This is a genomic window from Scytonema sp. UIC 10036, from assembly GCF_009725235.1.
The window spans coordinates 22,859-38,636 of sequence record NZ_WJFC01000119.1 but is presented as its reverse complement, the minus strand read 5'-3'; the positions used below and the strand labels follow the sequence as shown (position 1 = coordinate 38,636).

Here is a 15,778-nt window from a genome sequence, read left to right as displayed (position 1 = left end):
TATAATTTAGAGCAAGAGATTGACATCCCCCTAGGCTCGCTTAAAAAGCTACCGCGTATACACAAGTTGGATTTACCCCCCTTAATCCCCCCTTATCAAGGGGGGAATCAAGAAATGAAATTCCCTCTCCTTTCCAAGGGGAGGGTTAGGGTGGGGTAAAATTAACGCTAAAAGCATCCTCTCCCGCAACTAATACAGGTAGTCGGCAATTCAAACTAACTAATATGAGCGTTCCATCAAAGTACTGGGAACTTATCATCATTCTTCCTTCTGGTAATGACTGTGGCTACGGGTTTAAAGTGTTACCTCTAGCTAAGGAATTTTTTCTCCAAGAATTCCCCACCTTGGCAACTCGGACAAATATACTTGACGAGTCTGTTCAAAACCGATTATTCGAGTTGCTTGCTGTAAGTGGTGCTAACCTTTGCTTGCGTTGCTACGTTAGCCACTTCATCTTACGAAGTTGCATACAGCGAGCAAAGCTGTTTGCTGTTAGAGGTCGTATCAATTACCGCGATTTGCTCCCATTTGTCCTGAACGATGACGGGAGAACCTCACAAGGAACGCATATTCCCTTCTCTGTTGAAATTTTGTCTTCCTTCCGCCCAGAACGTCAATGCAGTTTAGCCCGGTGGGTAGACTTTCGAGTCAAGCGTCATTGGGAACTGAATGATTTTTTACTAGAATTTGATATTGAAGTGAGAAGTGATTGGGCAATTCTCAACAAAGCTGTTAGCAGTCATCTGAACGAACAGCGCGATCGCGAAATACTAACAGCATTTTACGATATTTACCGACAGGCTAGACCCAAACAACATCGCAATCAATTTGGAGGTAGATGTCCAGATCCCACACAAGAACAACTAGAGACAATGGTTCGCAACTTGCGAAAACGGAATATCATAATTGACTCTCCAGGTGGAATGCTGAATGAATTAAAAAGGTTAGCAAAACTTCTGAGAATATATAGTCTTTGGGGAAAAACAGGTTCTCCTATGACAGATTCGTTAGATGAATCAGAAGATAATGCAGAACAAGAATACAAATGGCATAGCATCGCCGATCCCACCTCAAAAGAAGACTTACTGCTTAAATTTGAACAACTGGAATTACAAGAGTTTTGTCAAGAACAGTTGATGGGGAGTCTCGATAAATCAATCAAACAAGTCATAGAAGACCACATTAACAAACAAACGAAAAGTCGAGGCTATGCTTCCCTCGCATATCAAATAAAGCCAATCCTTAGACTTATTTACTGTGAGGGAAAGTCCCAAACTCAGATTGCTAATGAATTAGGTATACACCAACTGAAAGTCAGTCGATTGATTAATCCAAGTAATCTGCTGAAGATGATTCGTCGGAAAACTATGGAGATACTACTCGAAGAGATTTTGGAAAAAGCCAAACAACTTGGCTATGTACAAACTCCTCTTGAGCCAGATTATTTTGATAACTTAGTGCAGCAGTTAGAAGCATACGTGGATGTGCAAGTTTTTCAAGAAGCTGTAGCAGAACTTAGAACCAGTAGGACATCTGCTATGGAAAGTGTGTATGCTCAAAGATTGTGTTTTATACTCAATAACCAGGCTAGAGATGGAGTTTAAGTATGAGTAACTTTTCAAGAAATACTAGTCATCAGCTGCTTAGCCTTGGAGCTTTAGAAGATGAAGTCATCTACTTAGCTCCCGAACACTTTGACCTTGCAGTAGAGATTAGCAACCAAGTCACGACGGAACACAGGCGATGGCAAACTTATCTTAACGTACTAGCATTGTGTAGCTTTGAGGAATGGTTACAAAGTGCTGCTAGCGACTTGTCAATTCAACTCGAATATGACTCCGTGTTGCGGTCTCCGTTTGCTAATGAATTGACAGCATTATCATACCTCAAAGTTGGTGAGTTTAATATTTGTCTGATTGTCTCTGACAACTTAACTGATGAAGCCGTAATTTTACCTAGTGCCTCTATTAGATTGCCAGAGTTAATAGCTCATTTTTACGTCATTATTGAAATTTTAGAAGAGCAGGAAGAAGCTATTATTCGAGGTCTATTACGTTACGATAAACTGCTTAATTATCAACAATCGGTAAATTTATTCGCGGAGAGGCAGGATAACTATAAACTTCCACTCTTTTTATTTGATTCCGAACCAAATCATTTTTTGTATGCATTGAGGTTGTTATCACCTAATACAATACTCCCGAAATTGTCTGATTTGCAAACCTTACAACAATTGAGTCAATCTCAGCCACCTGTCAACACTTCTCAATTAGCTATCTCTCAGCAAAAATTCACTTGCTTAAGTCACTGGATGCAAAATATTTTTGCAGCCGATTGGCTAACAATTGAAAATTTATTGGACACAAAAGTTCTTCAAAGAATAATTGTTTGGCAACCAGCATATAGAAGTCTCAAGAGAAATCATGAGGATGAGATTGTAGAATTAATAAATCAGCTAACTTCTAGCACCGATAAATTTCAGCAACAAAAAGCTGCTAAACGTTTGGGAGTCATTGGTCAAGGGAATGATATCGCTGCTCAAGCGCTCATCAATTTAATTCAAATAACTCAAGATGATGAAATACTTTGGATAGCTGTTGAAAGTTTATGGCAAATTTCTCCTGGAAATCCTGCTGCTGGTGTTAGAAGAGTTCAGAGCATAAACTTAGGAATGCAGGTAGGTGGAAAAACTGTAGCACTTGCTGTAGCAATGATTCAAAAATCAAATCAGCAATTTGGTATTCTTTTACAGGTATATCCTACATATGATGAACCTTATTTACCAACTCATCTGAAACTTATTTTGTTGGATGATTCCGGACAAGTCTTGCGTGAGGTTACCGCTAGAGATTCAGATCGCTATATTCAACTTAAGGTGAATGGCGATCGCGGCGAGCAATTTAGTGTCAGAGTAGCGCTTGGAGATGCTAGCATTACAGAACATTTTGAGATTTGACAAAAAATAAGTCTCCGATTTCTTAGAGAAGTTGGGTTTCTGTGTCGTTCTATAAGCTGAAAAGAGCGTATGAGTGATAATATTATAGAAAAATATGAAGTGAGAATAGAGAATTTTCATAAGCAAAACCTGAGAGGAAAATCCTTTAAAGGGAAAAATCTTTCATGGGCAAACTTTAGTAATGCTGACATTCGTGGAGCCAACTTTGCTGGAGCGACTTTGATAGGTGCTGACTTTCGTGGCGCTAAGGCTGGTTTACAGCATAGCTCGAAGGTTATTTTAGTAATTCTCTTGTTTTTTCTATCAGCTTCATCAGGATTTATATCAACATTACCTGTTTTTTGGATAGCATGGCAATTAACTTATGAAAAAAGCAGACTATTGACTTCCATTGTGTTCTTATTAATTGTATTGGCAGTTTTCTTGATTACCAATACGTCCAAAGGTTTATTGTCAGCAATTGGAACCCTGCCAATATCTGTGGCTGTCATAACACCTATCGTTGGGGTAGTGATGACACCAGGTTCGGGGTATCCAACAGCAGCTGGGGCTGGGGCTGGGATGGCGGTAATAACTGTAATTGGGGCTGTATTCGTTGCTATGGCAGTCACAGGAACGCGAGTTGTTGCAACAAAACGGATAGTACCTGTAACAGTAGCAGTTGGTGTAGTTGGGGCTGCGATCGCAATTATAGTGGAGCGTGCGGCAGGAACACCAGATCCACTAAGTCCAATGGCGAGTCGAGAGCTAGAGAAAGCGGAAGTAGGAGTCATCATGGCGGTGGTTGGAGCAATTACACTAACGTTACTCAGCGTTTACATTGCTGGAAAGGTTTTTGCTGATGACAAGAAGTACGCTTTTGTAAAAGGATTTGCGATCGCTTTTGCTGGTATTGGAGGAACGAACTTTCGTGATGCAGATCTAACAGAAGCTGACTTTACCAGAGCAGAACTGAAAAGTGCCAATTTTCAAAGGGCTAATATCACTCGCACTCGTTGGTCTCAAGCTTGTAAGCTGGAGTGGGCTAAGGTAGATGGGACTATTTTGAGCAACTCACAAGTACGGGAAGTACTGGTTTCTGGAAAAGGCAATTATGAATCTTTTATGGGATTAAATTTTCAAGGTGCAAATCTTGCTGAAGCAGAGCTTGTGAATGCAAATTTTACAAAAGCGAACTTAAGTCATGTAACTTTTGCTGGAGCAACGCTTATCAATGCTAATTTAACTCAAGCTGACTTGAGCCGTGCCACTTTTGTAAAAGCTAATCTACAACGTGCAAACTTATCAAAAATATTAGCTCTAGGTACAGTATTTTGTGAAGCAAAACTGACTGCTGCTTGTATAGAGTTATGGACTATAGATGATACTACATTACTTGAAGAATCCTTATGCGATTATGTTTATTTGAAGGAGAACGAACAAGAACGATATCCGAGTAGTGGCAAATTTGCCCCTGGAGATTTCGAGAAACTATTTCAAGAAGTTATCAATACTGTCGATCTGATTTTTCATAACAGTATTAATAAAGAAGCCTTTATTTACTCATGGCAACAATTATATATTGAAAATGAAGGAATCAAATTAGATATTAAAGGTATTGAACGGAAAGGAGATGATATAGTTGTTGTTAAAGTTAATGTACCACCTACAACTGACAAAGAGAAAATTCATACTAGCTTTTTTCAAAAATATGAGATTGCTCTCAAAACAACTATAGAAGATAAATATCGAGCTTTATTGGATAGTAAAGAGGAAGAAACAGCCAGAGAGCGTCAAGATAAGGAGAAATTATATAAGCTTCTTGACTCAATTTTAAACCCACTCCATGGTATCAAAATTAAGAGCAAAGTTGTTATTATCAAGTTAGGTGAAGGAGACTTTAACACTGGTTTTCCAGTCACGCTCCAGATTGGAGAAGAAAAAAAACACCCAACAGTGGAGTGTAAGGGTAAGCTACCTCCAGATTTGTATATTTCAGAGTGTTACAATAAGTGGCGATCGGCTTATCGCAAAAGTCTCAATGCCGCCTTTCGGTTAGATGTTCCAAAAACACAAATTACTAACGTTAGCAATAGTGATTTTTATACGGAATGCTGTGAAATAGCGGAGAGTTTGAAAAAACATTTCAATTTATGGCTCAATTCCGAGGAGTTTCGCCCTGTCAAAGAGCAAATGCTCGTAGAGCTAAATCCAATCGATTCAATTCGGATAATTTTACAAACAGAAAACGAGTTACTTCGTCGTCTGCCTTGGCATCTCTGGGATTTTTTTGAGCGCTATCCAAAAGCTGAAGTTGCAATGAGTAATACAGCCTATCGAGCGTCCAATCATAACAAAATTCAACATTCTATATCTTCTAAATCTCAAGTCACAATCTTAGCAATTCTGGGTGATAGCTGTGGAATCGATCTTCAAAAAGACAAAGTTTTACTAGAACAATTAACTGATAACACAGAAATTAAATATTTAATAGAGCCAACGCGACAAGAAATTCAGGAGGAACTTTGGAACCAAACTTGGGATATTCTCTATTTTGCCGGTCATAGTTTAAGCAGTACGGATACTAAAATCGGTTATTTATGCATAAATAAAATTGAGAATTTGACCATTTTCGATCTAAAATATGCTCTGGAAAGGACAATTGAAAGTGGTTTAAAGCTAGCGATTTTTAACTCTTGTGATGGTTTAGGATTAGCGTTGAATTTAGCAAAATTACAGATTCCACAGATGATTGTCATGCGCGAGTTTGTGCCAGATGAAGTAGCCCAAGAGTTCTTAACAAACTTCTTGAAAGCATTTGTAACTGGAAATTCACTTTATCAATCAGTACGTAATGCACGCGAACAGTTACAGCACTGGGAAAATAGATTTCCATGTGCAACTTGGCTACCCGTGATTTTTCAGAATCCAGCACAAATTCCCCCATTCTGGCAAGAACTACAAGATTTTAAATAAGAGATGGTAACATACTATCTCCATCTTTTTAACTACTGAGGTATGACAAAAAAATAGGATAAAAAAACTTGCTCTCTCTGTTATAAAGCAAGCATACAAGCGTTGTTACACTCTTGATTGATAATTTGGAGAATCCAGTTAAGGTTCCCAGTAGTAATTGTGCTATTGTAATCGGATACACGAGCGCACATAATACTGAAATATGTTGCGATCGCTTTCCCAAACTCTTCCTCACACCCTTGGTATATCATTTTTTCATGGGCTAGCCTAACCCACTTTACAAAAGTCATTAGTGCTAGCAATTGCCGGGGAGTAAACAGTTTTTCAAATTGATCTAAACCATAAATGAGCGAACGTATAAGATGCTAAAAGACGGACTGTCATGCAGGGTGCTGTGAGAGATCTCAGCATTTGAGAGGCGGAAACCACTGACAAGGGAGGAAGGAGTGAACGAGTTTGATGTCGTTAGAGGAGCAGATGCACAAGTTCAGCAAGACATTGCTTATTGGGAGGACAAGGCTGATGATTATGTGAACGAATTTTTCGATAATCAAATAGAGCGTGTTTATGGTACGCAGTTTGGTGATAATCTAGCAATCATTGCTAATATTGCCGAAAACGCAGTAATAGATCCAGAAACTTTTAGAGGTGTGCGAGATAAAGAGGGTAGGTTACAAGCAGCAGCTATTATTCGACAAGAAAGAGATTACCTAGAAGTTGACTTCATGGCAACAGCGCCTTGGAATATCTTGCGAAATCAGCCGGAAAGTCTAAAGGGTGCTGGTACTTCGATGATAGAAGAGCTAACTAAGGAAAGCAGAGACTTAGGTTTTGGAGGTCGCTTGAAACTGTATGCTATTCCACGAGCTAGACAATTTTATGCAAATATTGGCTTTGTAGAAACCAATGAAGGAGACTGGGAGCTAACTCCAGAAGCGGCTGGAAGGTTTTTGGAGGAGCAAAGACGGTTTAGGTAAACTGGAAGGAAGTAGAGTTGTAGTAAGTAAGAGCGGGATTTGATATGACTCAACAATTAACTGATGAGGAAATCATTAAAAAACAAGAACAACTTTTAGAACTCGAACAGAACTGCTCGACTGGTAGACTTGGGACACCTGACGAGCAAAAGCAGAAGATTGATACACTGTTAGCAAGGGCTAAAGCCAGGAAGCACAAGGCTAAGAATAGTGGCTAATAGCTAAGTAGCTCCTTCAACGGCTTGAGAACTCAATCATTGTCACAAACTTTACTCCCATGGGCAGACTGTCATCACACCCCATCTACACGGGAATTACATCCCTACATTATTTGCTTTTTGTCAACCCTCCTTTTCGGGCTGTTTTCCTCAAACCCTTTCTCCATAACACTTTTGCAATTGTTAAGAAAGATCCGGGTAATGGATAACTTTCCAAGGGGGGAAACAAGAAAAATTCAGTTCCCGGACCAATCCATCAGGGAGGGTTAAGGTGGGGTAAAAAATATTTGATACATCAATCATGACTTTTCAAACACCCTCTTAGGCGAGCCTCTAAAGCAAGCAAAAACTCCAGAAGAAGTTGCGAGCTGAAGCAGTGCAGGCTACCAATCAGATTTTCAATGCCTGTCTGTAACTCATAATCCTTGAAAATCAAGTTTTAGGGATAACAATCTTGCTGATGTGTTAGGTTTATTAATAGCACCTATAGTATATTAAGCTCGATATAAATAAGTTAGCATGGACTGGAAAACTTACATTCATTCAGATCCCAAAATTCTGCTTGGAAAACCTGTTATTAAAGGTACACGTCTATCCGTAGAGTTTATTTTAGGATTGTTTGCCGAAGGTTGGACGGAACAGCAAGTTTTAGAAAGCTACCCAACTCTCAATGCAATTGCCATTCGAGCCGTTTTTGCATTTGCCGCAGAATGTCTCAAAGAAGATGTTTTCTATACACCATTGCTATCTGCTGAGGCAGGGTAATGCGGTTTCTAGCAAATGAGAATTTCCCCTTACCAAGTGTAAATCTTTTACGGCAAGCTGGTTACAATGTTGCTTCGGTGACTGAGGACTTCCCAGGAATTGAAGATTCACAGGTTTTGACACGTGCAGCCGATGAGCAACGGGTAATTTTAACTTTTGATCGTGACTATGGTGAGCTTATCTATCGCTTGAGACTACCATCACCAAGGGGTATCATATATATGCGTTTTCGTCCCCACACCCCAGAAGAACCAGCTGTAATGCTTTTGAATTTATTACAAACTGAAGGATTGAAACTTGATGGGCAGTTTACGGTAGTAGATCGGGATCGGATTCGCCAGCGCCCTCTACCGTAATGCGATTTCAGCTTTACTACCCAAAGATTCAACCGTCCCATCACGACGCACCACAGAATTGCATCCAACCGCCCCCGATTCACCACCCGCCAACCCAAACGGCGGAACCACTCGATGACCCGACAAAATCGCTGCTGTCATCGCTTCCCGAAATTGAATCCGGCGAATTACCCCATGACCACCCCTATATTTCCCACAACCCCCACTATTAGAACGAATCGCAAACTCTTCCACTAAAACTGGAAAACGCCACTCCAACACCTCCGGATCGGTTAACCGCGAGTTCGTCATATGCGTTTGAACCGCATCAGTTCCATCAAAATCCGCACCAGCCCCAGAACCGTTGGTTTGACAGACTACTAGTTTCCCCCCTTACCAAGGGGGGATTAAGGGGGGTAAACACCATAGTTCCTTAAAGTTGCAAAACCCGATTACACTCTATTTTCTTGCTACGTATACTGAGAACTAAACCTTGTTAGGCTCGGCTCATAGCTCATATTACTAACACTTCCATTGTAGGTGGTGTCCTTGGAGATGCAGTCCATAGCGCAGCCTTTCCCCCATCGGCACAAATTTACGAAGGTCCTAAAAGTGCTCCTGATAAATTTACTGGTAGTAAAAGCTATGTAAATTACAATACTGCTTTCGCCAACGATCCGAATCCAGATTTAAATCTAAATAGTTCGAGAACTATTAACGGGAAGATATTAGATTTTGAGTGTCAAAAATTTAACAATGGTGAGGTAGCTTGGACTGATAGTCAGGTAACCATACAACCTACTGGTGGTGCGGAACCATATATAAGATATGGAATTCGCAGCGACAATGTAGATATGCGTTACGGGGTAGCACCCGATTTAATTGGATTCGTGCGATTTGATGGAGGTGTTAACCCAGAAACGAGTCCAGAAAACAATTCATTACCTCCAAACTGTAAGTATGATTCCCAAACAATTTAGCGGAAGCGATCGCGGTTTCTAGTTCAAAATAGAAACAGGTATCTCTATCAAAATAAATTGATGCAAAGCTCCTCAGTTGCTATTTTGGATCTCGTTGTTGCTGGTTTCCATGCTCTTTCCGATCCTATACGGATTAACGTAGTGGAACTCTTGCGAGACAAAGAACTCTGTGTATGTGACTTATGCGATACATTGGGAGTCACTCAGTCAAAACTGTCTTTTCACCTAAAAAATCTTAGGGAAGCGGGTTTAGTTCGATCGCGTCAAGAAGGACGTTGGATTTACTACAGCCTAAATCTACCTCAATTTGTTGTTTTAGAGCAGTATCTTGCAGAGTTCCGCCGCTATAGCCAAATCGTACCAAGTCGAGTGTGTAAAGATTCTTAACAGTAACCAGTGACCAGTAAGCAGTCACCGATAAACAGTGGTTGTTACCTGGTTACTGGTTCGGTCATTTTCCGAAAATATACTGTTTGGATTTGTAGTCATGTATTAACTCAACCAAACTATTTAGTATTTCCTCGTATTTAAAGAAGACAGGAAAAAAGAACTTACACACTAAGAAAACAATGAGTATAAAAAATAACAATGTAACACGTCGTTCCCAGCCTCAGGCCGGGAATGCCCGATTGGGAGGCTCCGCCTAGGGTGTTCTACCTGTTCTCAAGACAGTCGCGATGAAAAAATTGCACTGCCAACCTTCCTAAACTCTATTCCCAAGTAGAGACAGGACGCAGCACCTCAGGAATTTCTCCTTGAGAAAGAGGAAACTCCAGAATTGTTTCGCTCAAACCTAAATACCTGGATTCAGCAAAAGATAAAAGCATCCGCGCCAGTGCAAACCAAACCTCTGACTCGTATTCCCAATCTCCATAACGCGAAGCTTTACCCGCTATCGAACGCAATGCCCAGAAATAGCTATTTCTAACTACAGATCCGCCTTTCTTATACTCTGGCACGTCCTCATGGTGAAGAAAAAGAACTCCATTGTCGATTTTGGCTCTCATAATAATGATTGCAATTCACCTAAAGTAGTAAGGTGAGTCAAATATTTTTGCGTCTTAAAGCAGGTGGCAGTGTTTCCCGTTAATCGAGTAACCTCAAAGTATAATGTTACTCATTTACTATTTCAGTATGTTCATGCAACAAGTGTTATCTCTCTCAGTTGAAGAGAAAGAACGATTATTTCACACAGAGCTTGTCAAACACGGAGTGAGTTACTCTGATGCTGCACGAGTTGCTAAGATTTTAGCATCCGAAACACCAGATGAGCTTTTAACTGTTAAGGATATACAACTAACGACAGAAGCTTGCAAGATTTGGTTAAAGCAACACAGACGACTGGCATCACTTTTGAATAAATAGTGGGGAGCGAGCATTGGGCATTGGGCATTGAATTCTTCCCTAACCCCTAACCCCAGTTAAATATTAGATGACAAACCCATACGGAAGGTAAAACCTGGGCTGTAAGTACGGTTTACACGCTCGTATTTTTCATCAAATAAATTTTCTAAATAAACAGTTAATCCCAAAGTTCTTGTAATAGGAATGCGAGCACTAAAATCTAAATTAAAGAAAGATGGACTGAAATCTGTTATTCTATCCCCCGGTCTTGTAAAGAATGCTCGACGCGCACCACTGTAGTAAGTGGCATACAAATTTGCTTGCCAACCTTTAATTTCGTAACCAAGACCAAAAGACGCTACAGAGTAAGGGATCATGCCTAATTGCAATCCTCTTTCCGCTCCTGTTTTAATTTGTGCATCTGTGTAGGTGTAGTTGAGAAATGTTGACCAACCAGAACCAACTTTCCACTTCAGTGCTGCTTCTAAACCATTCGTATCCACTAAACCAATATTTGCCCATCTTCCTTGTACAACTCCCAATCGGTTATCTAAACTACTCCCAAAATACGTAAATTGACCCGTCAAACTCTCAGACAATCTCACATCTACTCCCGCAGTCCAAGAAGAACCAGTTTCTGGTTCTAAATTGGGATTGGGTAACCAACCATGCACTGTATCATAGACATACAACTGATCTAGTCCGGGATTGCGCTGTCCGGACGCCCAACTTCCTCGAAAAGAAAGATTTGAATTGATATCGTATTTCAATCCCACACTGGGATTGAGATAATTTCCAAATTCACTGTCAAAACTTTGTCTCAGCCCCACATCTAATAAAAAATTGTCGCTGATATTCCAAGTTGTAACTGCAAAGAGCGCTGTATTTAATAAAGTTCGATTCTCAGTTTCATTTAAGGCGACGCGATTGGGAACTGTACTAAATGTATCTCCAGTCAACCAAGTATTTTTTAAATCCAAGCCCCAACGCAGTTTATTATTTGTTGTTATCCGCCAATCATGATCGACTCTAGCTGAAAGAAGTTGGGTATCTAAGGTTCCTGTACGATAAAACTGGTTGCTAGGACCGTAAGTGTTGAAGTAATCTTGGTTGTAGCCTATCGAGGTTGTCAAAACAGAGCTATTGCCATTACCAAGTTGGCTTCTCCAAGATAAACCAATATTTAACCCATCATGGTCTAAGCGATCGCGTTGTAAAGGAAATCCAAAGTAAACCAATCCCCTACGACTGCTCAATTTAGTTACATCTAAACTAACAGTGTTCTTATTATTGACATCTAAAGCAAGACTGCCAAAATAAGTACTCGTCGATGTATCTGCGTTAAATAAGTATCCTTGACTATCGCGGTTTGCCGCACCGAGAGGAACGCGGTAACGATTATCTACAAAAAACCTTTCAAAGCTAAAGTTGTATCTTAAAGAATTAATGGAAGCTGCATAGCTAAATTGTTGGTTATTAAGATTCAAAGAACCAAATTCTGCGGCTGCGTTCAATCTGGGAACAATATCGCCTTGTTTGGTAATGATATTAACAACTCCTCCAAAAGCTGAGGAACCATACAAGGTCGAAGCTGCACCGCTGTATAATTCCACTCGTTCGATAGATTCGACAGGGATACTATTGAGATCGGTTGTTCCGTGATAAGTATTGACATTATTGTTGATAGGTCTGCCATTAATTAAGAAAACTGATTGATTGATGGAAGCGCCTCGGTAGTACGTGCCAGTATGGATATCAGCACCATATCCCGCATCATTGATAGCAAACCCCGGTAATTTTTTCAGAACATCCGCGACACTTGTGGCACCTTGTTTTTGAATCTCCTCTTTTGGAATCACATATGTTGGAGTCGATTGCGGGAGACTGTCGTCTTTTCCTGTGACATCTATAATGATGTCAGCTTCATCATCGTTTGTGGGTTTTGACTCTTCTTCTGTAGGAGAGTTGCGATCGTCAGTTGTTTGAGGAGTTTTGGTTGGAGTTGTTGGTGTTTGGGTCAGTAGTAATTTTGCACTAGTCGATGGTCGTTCTATCTCGTTTAGATATGGGATATCTGAGGCCTTACGTACAATGGTATGTTTTTTAGACAATTTACTATCTTCTGCAACGCTAATAGAAGCTAAAGCCAGATTAGCCAGTAACACTTGGAAAACCAGAACACCCAATTTCATTATCTGCCTCACCACACCAAATTATTGATAAATGCTCTTGACAATTGCAGCTATGAATGTATAAAGAAAAATAACTTTTGTCAGAGCATATGTATCCTTACGGATGGTGAGCGCTATTGTCAAAAGACAAGCTGTCAAACTAGAGGGGTAGGGGTAGGGGTACTCTCGTTCCCAGCCTGAGGCTGGGAACGAGGTGAGGGGTCAGACCCATCATTCACCAGGGCATTGCCCACCCTACTTTATTTCTCTTCCCTAACCTCTAATCCCTATCCCCTATCCCCTATCCTCTTCCCAAGCGAGTCAATTCTTCGCCTGTGACACGGCAAATTCGCCAATCATCCAAAACGGTTGCTCCCATACGGCGATAGAATGCAATAGCTGGCTCATCCAATCAAAACGCTCCATTCCAATCGTCCACAACCTCTTTCTACAGCTATTTGAGCAACTTTTGTCAGCAGAGATTCCCAACACCCTGTCCTCTGAACTCTGGTAGAACAAACAAATCTTCTAGATATATTCCTGCTTTGTTAAAAATGTTGAATAATTATAAAAGAATAGGGCAAACCCTACAGTTTGCCCTGCATATTCTGCTACTATTGCTTCTACGTATTTTGGCGTTCCAAATAGGTGTTCTTTTAATAAGGAAGCATTGCCTGTGACAGCATGAGATAGCTTTTCGTATTCTGCTAGCGCCTTAACTAATTCAAACAGTGCATCACAATCCGCTGGTTCAGCAAAACGTAAAACAGTCATTAGTTGTTTGTCCTTTGTGATTTGTCCTTCGTCATTTGTCATTTGTCCTTTGTCATTTGTCCTTTTATTTTAAAGATTGATAATCCAATGACCAATGACTAATGACTAATGACAATGACTAATGACTCATCATACAACCACCCTTCAAACGTTTAGCGATATGAGGACGGCGCAACTCCGCATGGCTTTACTTTGAATTTGTCGAACTCTTTCACGGAGAGGTTAAACATATTGCCTACCTCTTCCAAGTGCAGGGTTCGCTGGTGACTAACCCATAGCGCAGAGAAACACGTCTTTTTCTCTTGGAGTTAGCACATCGCCAAAACTTCCATATCTCCTGGCGCATCATGCTTTCGTTCATTTTTGCTTCTGGAGATTGGTTATCTTCATCTTCCAGTAAATCCATGAGTTCCTGTCTTCTTCTTTACCAACACGGTGGTTGAGGAAAGGCTTGACGTCGTAATTGTTGAAGCTGGCGTAGTTGTGGCGCAGGAATTTCTAAAGCTTCCGCCATCTCCAACTCTGTTGGATTGCGACCAAGTTTTTGTTTGAGTTCCCTCTGGGCTTTTTTGAGTTTATTAAGTTTTCAACAATATGAATGGGTAAGCGGATTGTCTTGCATCATTGGCAATAGCTCGTGTAATTGCTTGTCTAATCCACCAGTAGGCGTAAGTGGAGAACTTATATCCCTTGTCGGATCGAATTTTTCTGTCGCACGATTTAATCCATTGCACCTTCTTGAATGAGATCCAGGAAAGAACCCGCGATTTAAGTATCGTTTGGCAATGGAAACAACTAATCTTAGGTTTGAGCGAATCATTTTGCGTTTCGCGACCCGTCCTGATATAAGCGATTTTCTAATTGTTTTTCTGTCATCCCTAACTGGGCTGCCACTAGTGTTTACCGGTTGATACCCAATTTGTATGTAAAGAAGCTTGTAATTCTCTAAATTCTTCTAAAAATCTGACTCGACGCGCTAATTCTACCTCTTCATCTGCTTTAAGCAATGGGTAACGCGCCATTTCTTTAAAAAATGCCCCTACAGCGTCATCATATTCGGTTTTGTTATACCCCGAAGGACGTGCTGCTGCATGCCGTCTCCGTCTCGATCTTCGGTTTCTAAATTGTCTGCGATTCCAGATTCTTCTATTGCTGCATCTATTGCGGCGTCTACTACTGCGTCTAAATTGAAAGCTAATTCTTCATTATCAGCAGTCGTTTCCAATTCAATAGTGCCTAAGTCAGCAATACTCATGGTTTCCATTAGGATTGTTGCTCTGTTTGGTACATAGGTACATAATTAACGTGATAGTGACAGATGTGTAGAAATGCTTGTTTTCTTTTTCCACGGAGATACGCACTTAGGGTATGTTTTAAGTGCAAAATGTAAAGCCTTAACAGTATCTATATCCTTGGTTAAAGTTGAGGATCTACTCGTCATTACCAAAACTTCCCTCTTTGGTTAAAGTGTTTCAGCTAACAACTCTAGCAGGGGTGTCACAGGTAGGAATGAGGTTGAAGTATGAAGAAGATATAGGGAAACTAGCATACAACTGTTTTTTTAATTGACAACGCTTATTTCATACTTCATCTTAACACTTAAACCATAGAGTTGTCTTCATCTTTTGGTTACAAATAATACTTTCCTAAACTTATTTCGCTATTGCGCTTTACAGATATTCTGTCAGACCACTGACATATATCTTCTCATTTTTTCTTACAAAAGAGCTATTTCAAACCCCCTCTCAATTAATTTTTTATTTTTTACATAAGTTATCTTTTTACCCGGCGATCCTTAAATATTCATATGATTTTCTAAAAAAGTTGACTTTTTCTGCTTTGGTAGCCACCATAAGATATGTAAGCTTCTTGCTGCGGGCTGTGCATTGCTGTTAGCTTTCCCTTGGTGGCACCAAATTGATGGGTAAAAACTTTAGCAATGACTTCTCTGATAAAGGATCTCACAGACTTCAAGGCTTGAATATCTATCATTGGCGGAAAAGGCTTCTTTTCCATTACGTATCCGGAGAAAATAAAGCGAAAAAAGTGGAGATTGCCTATTTGAATCCGAACTGGCATCCGTTGATTTACCGCTATCTAAAGTTGAGATGAATTTATCTCCGGATTACATAAGAGGAAACTTATCAAGTATTATGTCTTAGGACAGTATTGCTAATTACATTTTTGATGAAGGGTTGCAAACAGTTAGCTTCAGTTGGCAAGGTTAAGATAAACAAACAGATGACGAATATTATTTAGACTCCTCCCAGGTAACGATTATGTATATGATGGTGGTCAGTTTG

17 protein-coding genes and 3 pseudogenes are annotated in these 15,778 nt (G+C 40.2%); 9 read left to right on the top strand and 11 right to left on the bottom strand.

What is annotated here, in order from left to right:
• The first annotated feature begins 224 nt into the window (after nucleotides 1-224).
• The 3 genes from F7734_RS38780 (at nucleotide 225) to F7734_RS38770 (ending at nucleotide 5,911) form a co-directional block, all read left to right on the top strand.
• Complete coding sequence (locus F7734_RS38780; RefSeq protein WP_155749765.1) at nucleotides 225-1,604, top strand: hypothetical protein; 1,380 nt, start codon at nucleotides 225-227, stop codon at nucleotides 1,602-1,604.
• Between the two features lie 2 nt (nucleotides 1,605-1,606).
• Entirely contained in the window at nucleotides 1,607-2,956 is a 1,350-nt protein-coding gene (locus F7734_RS38775) for a DUF1822 family protein (protein WP_155749764.1), read from the top strand.
• Between the two features lie 69 nt (nucleotides 2,957-3,025).
• A complete protein-coding gene (locus F7734_RS38770) occupies nucleotides 3,026-5,911 on the top strand; it encodes a pentapeptide repeat-containing protein (RefSeq protein ID WP_155749763.1) in 2,886 nt (961 codons plus the stop codon).
• A gap of 80 nt (nucleotides 5,912-5,991) precedes the next feature.
• Here the strand turns inward: F7734_RS38770 and F7734_RS38765 are convergent, their stop codons facing one another.
• Nucleotides 5,992-6,201: a hypothetical protein gene (locus F7734_RS38765; RefSeq protein WP_155749762.1), complete on the bottom strand. Its 210-nt coding sequence runs from the start codon at nucleotides 6,199-6,201 to the stop codon at nucleotides 5,992-5,994.
• A 156-nt stretch (nucleotides 6,202-6,357) separates the two neighbouring features.
• Between F7734_RS38765 and F7734_RS38760 the strand changes: the two genes are divergently transcribed.
• The 4 genes from F7734_RS38760 to F7734_RS38745 all read left to right on the top strand — a co-directional run bounded on the left by F7734_RS38760 (nucleotide 6,358) and on the right by F7734_RS38745 (nucleotide 8,227).
• On the top strand, nucleotides 6,358-6,888 hold the full coding sequence (locus tag F7734_RS38760; RefSeq protein ID WP_155749761.1) for a hypothetical protein: 531 nt from the start codon (nucleotides 6,358-6,360) through the stop codon (nucleotides 6,886-6,888).
• 44 nt (nucleotides 6,889-6,932) lie between these two features.
• Nucleotides 6,933-7,106, top strand: a complete 174-nt coding sequence (locus F7734_RS38755; protein WP_155749760.1) for a hypothetical protein — start codon at nucleotides 6,933-6,935, stop codon at nucleotides 7,104-7,106.
• A 519-nt stretch (nucleotides 7,107-7,625) separates the two neighbouring features.
• Entirely contained in the window at nucleotides 7,626-7,871 is a 246-nt protein-coding gene (locus F7734_RS38750) for a DUF433 domain-containing protein (RefSeq protein WP_155749759.1), read from the top strand.
• Nucleotides 7,871-8,227 (top strand): DUF5615 family PIN-like protein, encoded by a 357-nt coding sequence (locus F7734_RS38745; protein WP_155749758.1) that lies wholly within the window; start codon nucleotides 7,871-7,873, stop codon nucleotides 8,225-8,227. Before F7734_RS38750 ends, F7734_RS38745 begins: the two co-directional genes overlap by 1 nt.
• Here the strand turns inward: F7734_RS38745 and F7734_RS38740 are convergent.
• Nucleotides 8,219-8,569, bottom strand: a pseudogene (locus tag F7734_RS38740) (hydantoinase B/oxoprolinase family protein); the annotation flags it as partial. The gene F7734_RS38745 and the pseudogene F7734_RS38740 overlap by 9 nt on opposite strands.
• Nucleotides 8,570-9,246: 677 nt before the next feature.
• Here F7734_RS38740 and F7734_RS38735 point away from each other — a divergent pair.
• On the top strand, nucleotides 9,247-9,573 hold the full coding sequence (locus tag F7734_RS38735) for a metalloregulator ArsR/SmtB family transcription factor (RefSeq protein ID WP_155749757.1): 327 nt from the start codon (nucleotides 9,247-9,249) through the stop codon (nucleotides 9,571-9,573).
• 323 nt (nucleotides 9,574-9,896) lie between these two features.
• On the opposite strand, the gene F7734_RS38730 is transcribed toward F7734_RS38735, so the two are convergent.
• Entirely contained in the window at nucleotides 9,897-10,193 is a 297-nt protein-coding gene (locus tag F7734_RS38730; RefSeq protein ID WP_155749756.1) for a hypothetical protein, read from the bottom strand.
• Nucleotides 10,194-10,326: 133 nt separating this feature from the next.
• Here F7734_RS38730 and F7734_RS38725 point away from each other — a divergent pair, with 133 nt between their 5' ends.
• A complete protein-coding gene (locus tag F7734_RS38725; RefSeq protein ID WP_155749755.1) occupies nucleotides 10,327-10,551 on the top strand; it encodes a hypothetical protein in 225 nt (74 codons plus the stop codon).
• Nucleotides 10,552-10,607: 56 nt separating this feature from the next.
• Here the strand turns inward: F7734_RS38725 and F7734_RS38720 are convergent, their stop codons facing one another.
• The 8 genes and pseudogenes from F7734_RS38720 to F7734_RS38705 form a co-directional block, all read right to left on the bottom strand.
• Nucleotides 10,608-12,722, bottom strand: a complete 2,115-nt coding sequence (locus F7734_RS38720) for a TonB-dependent receptor (protein WP_155749754.1) — start codon at nucleotides 12,720-12,722, stop codon at nucleotides 10,608-10,610.
• Between the two features lie 280 nt (nucleotides 12,723-13,002).
• Nucleotides 13,003-13,475, bottom strand: a pseudogene (locus F7734_RS38715) (GNAT family N-acetyltransferase).
• A 235-nt stretch (nucleotides 13,476-13,710) separates the two neighbouring features.
• A complete protein-coding gene (locus tag F7734_RS64315; RefSeq protein WP_243147321.1) occupies nucleotides 13,711-13,881 on the bottom strand; it encodes a hypothetical protein in 171 nt (56 codons plus the stop codon).
• A gap of 18 nt (nucleotides 13,882-13,899) precedes the next feature.
• Nucleotides 13,900-14,001: pseudogene (locus F7734_RS64310) on the bottom strand (hypothetical protein); the annotation flags it as partial.
• A 52-nt stretch (nucleotides 14,002-14,053) separates the two neighbouring features.
• Nucleotides 14,054-14,209, bottom strand: coding sequence for a sigma factor (locus tag F7734_RS66390; protein WP_347566353.1), 156 nt, complete (start codon nucleotides 14,207-14,209; stop codon nucleotides 14,054-14,056).
• 159 nt (nucleotides 14,210-14,368) lie between these two features.
• A complete protein-coding gene (locus F7734_RS64300) occupies nucleotides 14,369-14,497 on the bottom strand; it encodes a sigma-70 factor domain-containing protein (protein WP_243147320.1) in 129 nt (42 codons plus the stop codon).
• 17 nt (nucleotides 14,498-14,514) lie between these two features.
• Nucleotides 14,515-14,730 (bottom strand): hypothetical protein, encoded by a 216-nt coding sequence (locus F7734_RS64295; RefSeq protein WP_243147319.1) that lies wholly within the window; start codon nucleotides 14,728-14,730, stop codon nucleotides 14,515-14,517.
• Between the two features lie 560 nt (nucleotides 14,731-15,290).
• On the bottom strand, nucleotides 15,291-15,554 hold the full coding sequence (locus F7734_RS38705; protein WP_155749753.1) for a hypothetical protein: 264 nt from the start codon (nucleotides 15,552-15,554) through the stop codon (nucleotides 15,291-15,293).
• Nucleotides 15,555-15,778 lie beyond the last annotated feature (224 nt).

What these genes read in the sequence shown, in the direction of transcription:
- F7734_RS38780 (WP_155749765.1), top strand. Translation starts at nt 225, where the DNA reads ATGAGCGTTCCATCAAAGTACTGGGAACTTATCATCATTCTTCCTTCT.
- F7734_RS38775 (WP_155749764.1), top strand. Translation starts at nt 1,607, where the DNA reads ATGAGTAACTTTTCAAGAAATACTAGTCATCAGCTGCTTAGCCTTGGA.
- F7734_RS38770 (WP_155749763.1), top strand. Translation starts at nt 3,026, where the DNA reads ATGAGTGATAATATTATAGAAAAATATGAAGTGAGAATAGAGAATTTT.
- F7734_RS38765 (WP_155749762.1), bottom strand. Translation starts at nt 6,201, where the DNA reads ATGACTTTTGTAAAGTGGGTTAGGCTAGCCCATGAAAAAATGATATAC.
- F7734_RS38755 (WP_155749760.1), top strand. Translation starts at nt 6,933, where the DNA reads ATGACTCAACAATTAACTGATGAGGAAATCATTAAAAAACAAGAACAA.
- F7734_RS38750 (WP_155749759.1), top strand. Translation starts at nt 7,626, where the DNA reads ATGGACTGGAAAACTTACATTCATTCAGATCCCAAAATTCTGCTTGGA.
- F7734_RS38745 (WP_155749758.1), top strand. Translation starts at nt 7,871, where the DNA reads ATGCGGTTTCTAGCAAATGAGAATTTCCCCTTACCAAGTGTAAATCTT.
- F7734_RS38735 (WP_155749757.1), top strand. Translation starts at nt 9,247, where the DNA reads ATGCAAAGCTCCTCAGTTGCTATTTTGGATCTCGTTGTTGCTGGTTTC.
- F7734_RS38730 (WP_155749756.1), bottom strand. Translation starts at nt 10,193, where the DNA reads ATGAGAGCCAAAATCGACAATGGAGTTCTTTTTCTTCACCATGAGGAC.
- F7734_RS38725 (WP_155749755.1), top strand. Translation starts at nt 10,327, where the DNA reads ATGCAACAAGTGTTATCTCTCTCAGTTGAAGAGAAAGAACGATTATTT.
- F7734_RS38720 (WP_155749754.1), bottom strand. Translation starts at nt 12,722, where the DNA reads ATGAAATTGGGTGTTCTGGTTTTCCAAGTGTTACTGGCTAATCTGGCT.
- F7734_RS64315 (WP_243147321.1), bottom strand. Translation starts at nt 13,881, where the DNA reads ATGGATTTACTGGAAGATGAAGATAACCAATCTCCAGAAGCAAAAATG.
- F7734_RS64300 (WP_243147320.1), bottom strand. Translation starts at nt 14,497, where the DNA reads ATGGCGCGTTACCCATTGCTTAAAGCAGATGAAGAGGTAGAATTAGCG.
- F7734_RS64295 (WP_243147319.1), bottom strand. Translation starts at nt 14,730, where the DNA reads ATGAGTATTGCTGACTTAGGCACTATTGAATTGGAAACGACTGCTGAT.
- F7734_RS38705 (WP_155749753.1), bottom strand. Translation starts at nt 15,554, where the DNA reads ATGCCAGTTCGGATTCAAATAGGCAATCTCCACTTTTTTCGCTTTATT.